Source organism: Deltaproteobacteria bacterium (assembly GCA_030654105.1).
Classification (GTDB): domain Bacteria; phylum Desulfobacterota; class SM23-61; order SM23-61; family SM23-61; genus JAHJQK01.
Genome location: JAURYC010000342.1, coordinates 1 through 5737, shown reverse-complemented (window position 1 = coordinate 5737; position 5737 = coordinate 1). Strand labels below are relative to the sequence as shown.

Below are 5737 nucleotides of genomic sequence, written 5' to 3'. Positions count from 1 at the left end.
GGGTTTTCGGCTTGAGGGCGATCATCCGCGGGCCTAAAAGATCCAAGGTAATCAGGAAGGATGATTCCGAATTATTGAATTGGTATTCCAGCTCTTTATCCGTGTACAGCGGATTATTCATAATCACCACCGCTCCGGCTCTCCAGGCCCCATACGTGGCTGCAACCAGTTGGGGCATGTTGGGCATGAGCATGGCCACTTTATCCCCGGGTTTTACCCCAAGGTCGATAAGGGCATTGGCAAAACGGTTGACCCTATCATCGAGTTGTTTGTAAGAAATCCTGGAATCGATGAAAATTAGGGCCGTCTTATCAGGGAATTGGTTGACGCTGCGGGTGAGAGCCTGGGGCATGGTTATTTTCTCGTATTGCAGAGTATAGGCTACACCTTTGACATAGGATTTGTACCAGGGTTTTTCCATTATATTTCTCTTTTACAAGGCAATTTTTCTGAACTTCATAGAGCCCTTATGGCGTAAAAAAAAAGATTTTTGCAAGGAAAATAATCAATAATTTTATTGCTCGGGGGAAAGCAAAGGATTAAAATTTAAAAAATGCCAGAACCATTCATTATTCAGGTAAGTGAAGAAGAAATAAAAAGAGAGCGGGAAAAGGCCAGGGCCCTGCGCAAAACCCGCTGGTGGAACCAGCGTCTGGCCCGGGGCCAATGCCATTATTGCCGGCGCCATTTCCCGCCTGCGGAATTGTCCATGGACCATATCGTTCCGATTATACGTGGCGGCAAGACCACCAAGGGAAACGTAGTCCCGGTTTGCAAAGAGTGCAACAATAAAAAAAAATACCTTCTTCCTATGGAATGGGAGGCATACCTTCAAAACTCCTTTGGAAAAGATAAGGGTAGGCATTGACTTTCCGGCAACGGAATAATAGAGTCATCCCAAGAAATGAAACAAATAAGCAATTCCCGTTGAGGAAATAAGTTAATAAGCTTTTCCATTTAACTCATGTTAACCTGTTGTTTAGGAATTAGTTTGTTTGAGAGTTATCGTTACCGGTGGCTTTCACAGGCGCGGGGGCCAGGGCGCTTCGCTGGGCATCATGAGGCGCTCGACGTTCCATGGATTAGGCGGGGGAATGCCCCCGCCTCAATATGCGGAAACCCAGCCAATCCCTTCCTTCAAGGTTTTTCTCCCGGCCGATGCTGCCGGCGCTCAGCCCCCTGGCCCCCGCGCCACGATATAAGCTGTGCTTAACAGCAACATGAGTCAAATGGAAAAGCCGATAATTTAAATCAAGAAGTTCATGGCGGATGCCCTGGATTTGGTGAAGGGAGGAAACCTATTATGCCGGCTAATCGAGAAGGAGAGAAAAGGATGAACACGTCGGATATTGCCGTGGAAAAGGGGGGAGTCCCCGCAGAAGGCGGCAAAAAGAAAAAGAGCGTGCGGGAAGCATACACGAGTTTTGGTAAAGAAGTGAAAGTTTTTTACGGACCCGAGGATCTTCAAGGGTTCGATTCTCAGCGCGATCTGGGCGAACCAGGAGCCTATCCATTCACCCGGGGAATCTACCCCACCATGTACCGCAACCAGCTCTGGACCATGCGGCCTTATGCTGGCATGGCCACCAGCGAGGAGACCAATAAGCGGTTCAAGTTCCTGCTCAAGAGCGGGCAAACCGGATTGAGCCTGGCCTTCGATCTTCCAACCCAGTTGGGAATGGACTCGGATGATCCTCAAGGCAAGTATGATGTGGGAAAGCTCGGGGTTGCCGTTGATACTCTTGATGACATGGAGCGGATTTTTGAGGACATCCCTTTGGACCGCATGAGCACCTCCTTCACGATCAACTCCACAGCGGCGGTCATCCTTGCTATGTATGTCCTGGCGGCAAAGAAACAAGGGGCCGTTCCAGAGCAACTGCGCGGGACGGTCCAGAATGACATCCTGAAGGAATATGTGGCCAGGGGAACCTGGATCTTTTCGCCCAAGCCATCGATGCGCTTAATCGCCGATACGATCGAGTATTGCATCAACCATATCCCCCGTTTTAACCCCATCAGCGTCTCAGCCACCCACCTCTGCGAGTACGGAGCCAAGGCTGAGCAGTCCGTTTCCCTGCCGTTCCTCAACGCCTTAGCCTACATTGACGAGGTACTGAAACGGGGCTATTCCATCGACCAAGTAGCTCCCCTGGTTGTGTTCCATATGGCCGTGGGCGGGAGAAATTTTCATCTCTTCGAGGACGTAGCCAAGCTAAGGGCCGGCCGGCGGCTCTGGGCAAAGCTTATGAAGGAACGCTATGGAGCAAAAAACCCCGAGTCCATGCGCCTGAAGTTCTCTACCGGAGCATTAGGGGGAGGAATGACTGCGGCAGAGCCATTGAACAACATCGCCCGGGCGGCTTATTTTGGCCTGGCTGCAGTTTTGGCCGGGACGCGCTCTCTAAACATGGCCTGCTTTGATGAAGCCTACGCCATTCCCACAGACCTGGCCATTCGCACTTCTTTAAGGGTGCAGCAAATTTTAGCCTATGAAACCGGGGTAACGGATACCGTGGATCCCCTGGCGGGATCGTATTACGTAGAATCTTTGACCAATCAAATGGAAGAGCAGATGCGTAAGACCATGGCCGATATCGAGAGCCGGGGAGGAATCGTCAAAGCCATCGAAGAGGGCGCGTTACAAAGAGATTTGGCTAAGCAAAGCTACGAACTCCAGGAGAGGATCTCCCGGGGAGAAAAAGTATTAGTGGGTGTCAACCGTTTCACCTCTCAGGAAGAGGAAAAACCTCTTGAGGTCTACCGGGCAGACGCAAAGATCCGGGAGGCTCAAATCACAAGGCTGAAGGCAGTGAAAGGCCGCCGAGATCCTAAAAAGGTACAGGAAACGCTCTCTGGACTTCGCCAGGCAGCCCAGAACGAAGAGAATATCTTTCCAGCGCTCTTCCCGGCTGTGGAAGCGCGGGCTACCATCGGGGAAATAACTGCTACCTTGAAACAGGTGTTCGGAGAATACAAGGAGCCCAGAACAGTTTAAGCAAGGAGTCAGCAATGGAAAAAGCAAGGCCCATAAGGGTTTTGATAGCCAAGGCAGGTTTGGACGGGCATGACGTCGGCGCTAAGGTAGTGATTCAGAGGCTGCGCAACGCCGGGATGGAGGTCATTTATACCGGCCTGAGACAGAGCATGGAGCAGATCGTCTCAGCGGCAGTGCAGGAGGACGTCGATGTCCTCGGGTTGAGCATCCTCTCCGGCTCCCATATAGAACTGGCCGAGGAACTGATGGCCCGGTTGCGAGCGAAGGGGATAAAGGACATCCTGGTGTTGGTCGGGGGGATCATTCCCAAAGAGGATATCCCATTGTTAAAGGCCCAAGGAATCGATGGTGTTTTCCCGGTGCACTCTACCCTGGAAGAGATTGAGCAGTTCATTCGTGAGCAAGTCTCCTGCAAGAGGGGGGAAACATTGACAAAGGAAGAAATATGAGAATGAGCACACCACTCTCGGGCATCCGCATACTGGATCTATCCCAGCTTTTAGCTGGACCGTATGGAACGATGATAATGGCTGATCTGGGCGCTGAGGTGATCAAGATTGAAAAGCCAGGCGAGGGGGACATTGGACGGGGAATGCCGCCCCATTTCTTCCAGGGGGAAAGCGTTTATTTCATCAGCATCAACCGCAACAAGAAATCCATGACCTTGGACTTGAAAGCCAAGGAAGGTCTGGATATCTTCTACCGCTTGGTCGGCGAGTCCGATGTTGTCTTTGACAATTTTCGGCCGGGGGTTTTGGAAAAGCTGAGAATCGATTACGAGACATTGAAAGGGATCAACCCCCGGATCATTAGCTGTTCCGTATCGGGGTATGGGCAGACAGGGCCGTTCAAAGACCGGCCGGCTTTTGACCTGATCATCCAGGCTCGCGGCGGGATCATGAGCTACACGGGGGAGCCGGGGAAAATGCCCGTCCGTATGGGAGCTCCCATGGGGGACCTGGCCGGGGGCCTATTTTCCGTTCATGGAGTCCTGGCGGCGCTCTATCAGCGGGAGAAAACAGGCACGGGCCAACGGATCGATCTCAGCTTACTCGATTGCCAGATCGCTCTTTTGATCTACCGGGGTCTTTATAACCTGTACGCCGGCGAGATTGCTGAACCCGTTGGGTCCGGGCATGTCTCCGCCATTCCCATCAGGGCCTTCAGGACCAAAACCTTTCCCATCGTCATCGATGCCAATACGGATAAATTTTTTCAGGAGCTATGCGACGGAGTGGGCCGGAAAGATCTGGCCTCCGATCCCCGTTTCCTGACCCGCGCCGACCGCCTGAAAAACAAAGAAGCACTCTACGCCATCCTGGAAGAGGTTTTTTTACAGAAAAGTGGCGAAGAATGGCTGGAGAGGCTGGAAAGCCGCGTTCCTGTTGGACCGATCAACCCCGTAGATAAGGCCCTGAGCGATCCGCAGATTCTTTCCCGGGATATGGTTGTGGAAACCACCCATCGTTCGGGGGAAAAGATGAAGCTTTTGGGAAACCCGATCAAAATGTCCCAGACCAAGAAAGAAGTTTTTAGCCCCCCTCCGGCTTTGGGGGAGCACACAGACCAAATTCTAAGAGAACTCCTGAATTTCCAAGCAGCGGAAATTCAGCGGCTTCGGGATAAAAAAATTATATAGGAGGGGAACCATGAAAAGGCTTTTTTATGTTTTGGCCATAGGGGGAGTCATTTTCGTTCTCGGAAGTCCTATCCTTCTTCAGGCGGCGGGGGAAAAACATAGCATTTCTTTGGTGGCTTCCCCCCAGGTTCAGATTTTGAAAATTGATTATTACTTGAAGGTTCTTAAAGAATTCGGTGAAGGAAAACCGGCCTTGCATTTTGAGGTGAAGATCCGGAACCTTTCGGAGAAAAAGGAAAGATATTCGGTGATGGTTAGCACCCCTGATGGGACGTCCGCCGCCGGTTTCATTCCAGAGAAAGCGAAAAAGGCGGGTGACCTTCCGGTGCTCCAGCCCAAAGAAGAGGGGAAGATCACGATTCCCCTATTGACCGAAAACATGCCCAGCAATTTCTCCGTGGAGGTGGAATCTGTCCCTGCGGAATGACCGAGATTTAGCCACAGAGAACCCAGAGGGCACAGAGAGAATAAAATCAACAATCAAAAATCCTTAAAAAATTTATGTGGGGAAATAGGCAAAAGGAAAAAGAAAATTTTTTTGGGTCAAATCAGAAGGAGGGTATAGCAATGAGAAAAACACATTTTTTTGTTGTTTTTTTCGCAGTAGCAATAATTTTTTTATTTCATCTGACTATTTCCCCGGGTCTGGCCGCTGAGAAGAAGTATCGGTTCATGCTGGGAACGGCCGGGGCAGGGGGAGAAGTCTATATATGGGGAGGGGGAGCGGCCAAGGTAGTGTCCCAGTTTTCCAAAGATGTACAGCTTACTGCCCAGCTCACCGCCGGGTCGGGAGAAAACCTCATCCGCATCAAAAGTGGCACGCTGAAAATCGGGTTGTCTTCAAACGAATGGAATTGGGAGCTTTTCAACGGCAAGGGAGGACTTCCTAAATACGAGCATCGGGCGATCTTCGCCATGTATAAAGGGGACTGGCACTGGGGATGCCGTAAAACCTTCCCTGGAAACACCATTTATGATTTTAAAGGGAAAAGGTTTTCCTTTGGCCCAAAGGGAGGCGGTTCATACGGGATGATCAAATACGCCCTCGATGCTTTGGGGCTAAAGTTTACGGATTTTGATGCCAAATATCTTTCCGTAGC

8 protein-coding genes are annotated in these 5737 nt (G+C 50.9%); 7 read left to right on the top strand and 1 reads right to left on the bottom strand.

What is annotated here, in order from left to right:
* Nucleotides 1-421 (bottom strand): AMP-binding protein (locus Q7V48_15050; GenBank protein MDO9212044.1); only part of this gene is annotated, 421 nt, incomplete at its 3' end.
* A gap of 132 nt (nucleotides 422-553) precedes the next feature.
* Here Q7V48_15050 and Q7V48_15045 point away from each other — a divergent pair.
* The 7 genes from Q7V48_15045 to Q7V48_15015 form a co-directional block, all read left to right on the top strand.
* Entirely contained in the window at nucleotides 554-868 is a 315-nt protein-coding gene (locus Q7V48_15045; protein ID MDO9212043.1) for an HNH endonuclease, read from the top strand.
* 127 nt (nucleotides 869-995) lie between these two features.
* On the top strand, nucleotides 996-1202 hold the full coding sequence (locus Q7V48_15040) for a hypothetical protein (GenBank protein ID MDO9212042.1): 207 nt from the start codon (nucleotides 996-998) through the stop codon (nucleotides 1200-1202).
* Between the two features lie 131 nt (nucleotides 1203-1333).
* Nucleotides 1334-2998: a methylmalonyl-CoA mutase family protein gene (locus Q7V48_15035; GenBank protein MDO9212041.1), complete on the top strand. Its 1665-nt coding sequence runs from the start codon at nucleotides 1334-1336 to the stop codon at nucleotides 2996-2998.
* Nucleotides 2999-3012: 14 nt separating this feature from the next.
* Nucleotides 3013-3447: a cobalamin B12-binding domain-containing protein gene (locus Q7V48_15030; protein MDO9212040.1), complete on the top strand. Its 435-nt coding sequence runs from the start codon at nucleotides 3013-3015 to the stop codon at nucleotides 3445-3447.
* A 2-nt stretch (nucleotides 3448-3449) separates the two neighbouring features.
* Nucleotides 3450-4637: a CoA transferase gene (locus Q7V48_15025; protein MDO9212039.1), complete on the top strand. Its 1188-nt coding sequence runs from the start codon at nucleotides 3450-3452 to the stop codon at nucleotides 4635-4637.
* Between the two features lie 10 nt (nucleotides 4638-4647).
* Nucleotides 4648-5064 carry a hypothetical protein gene (locus tag Q7V48_15020; protein ID MDO9212038.1) on the top strand — a complete coding sequence of 139 codons (417 nt, stop codon included), beginning with the start codon at nucleotides 4648-4650 and terminating at the stop codon, nucleotides 5062-5064.
* 140 nt (nucleotides 5065-5204) lie between these two features.
* The coding region (locus Q7V48_15015) for a TAXI family TRAP transporter solute-binding subunit (protein ID MDO9212037.1) at nucleotides 5205-5737 on the top strand (533 nt) is incomplete at its 3' end.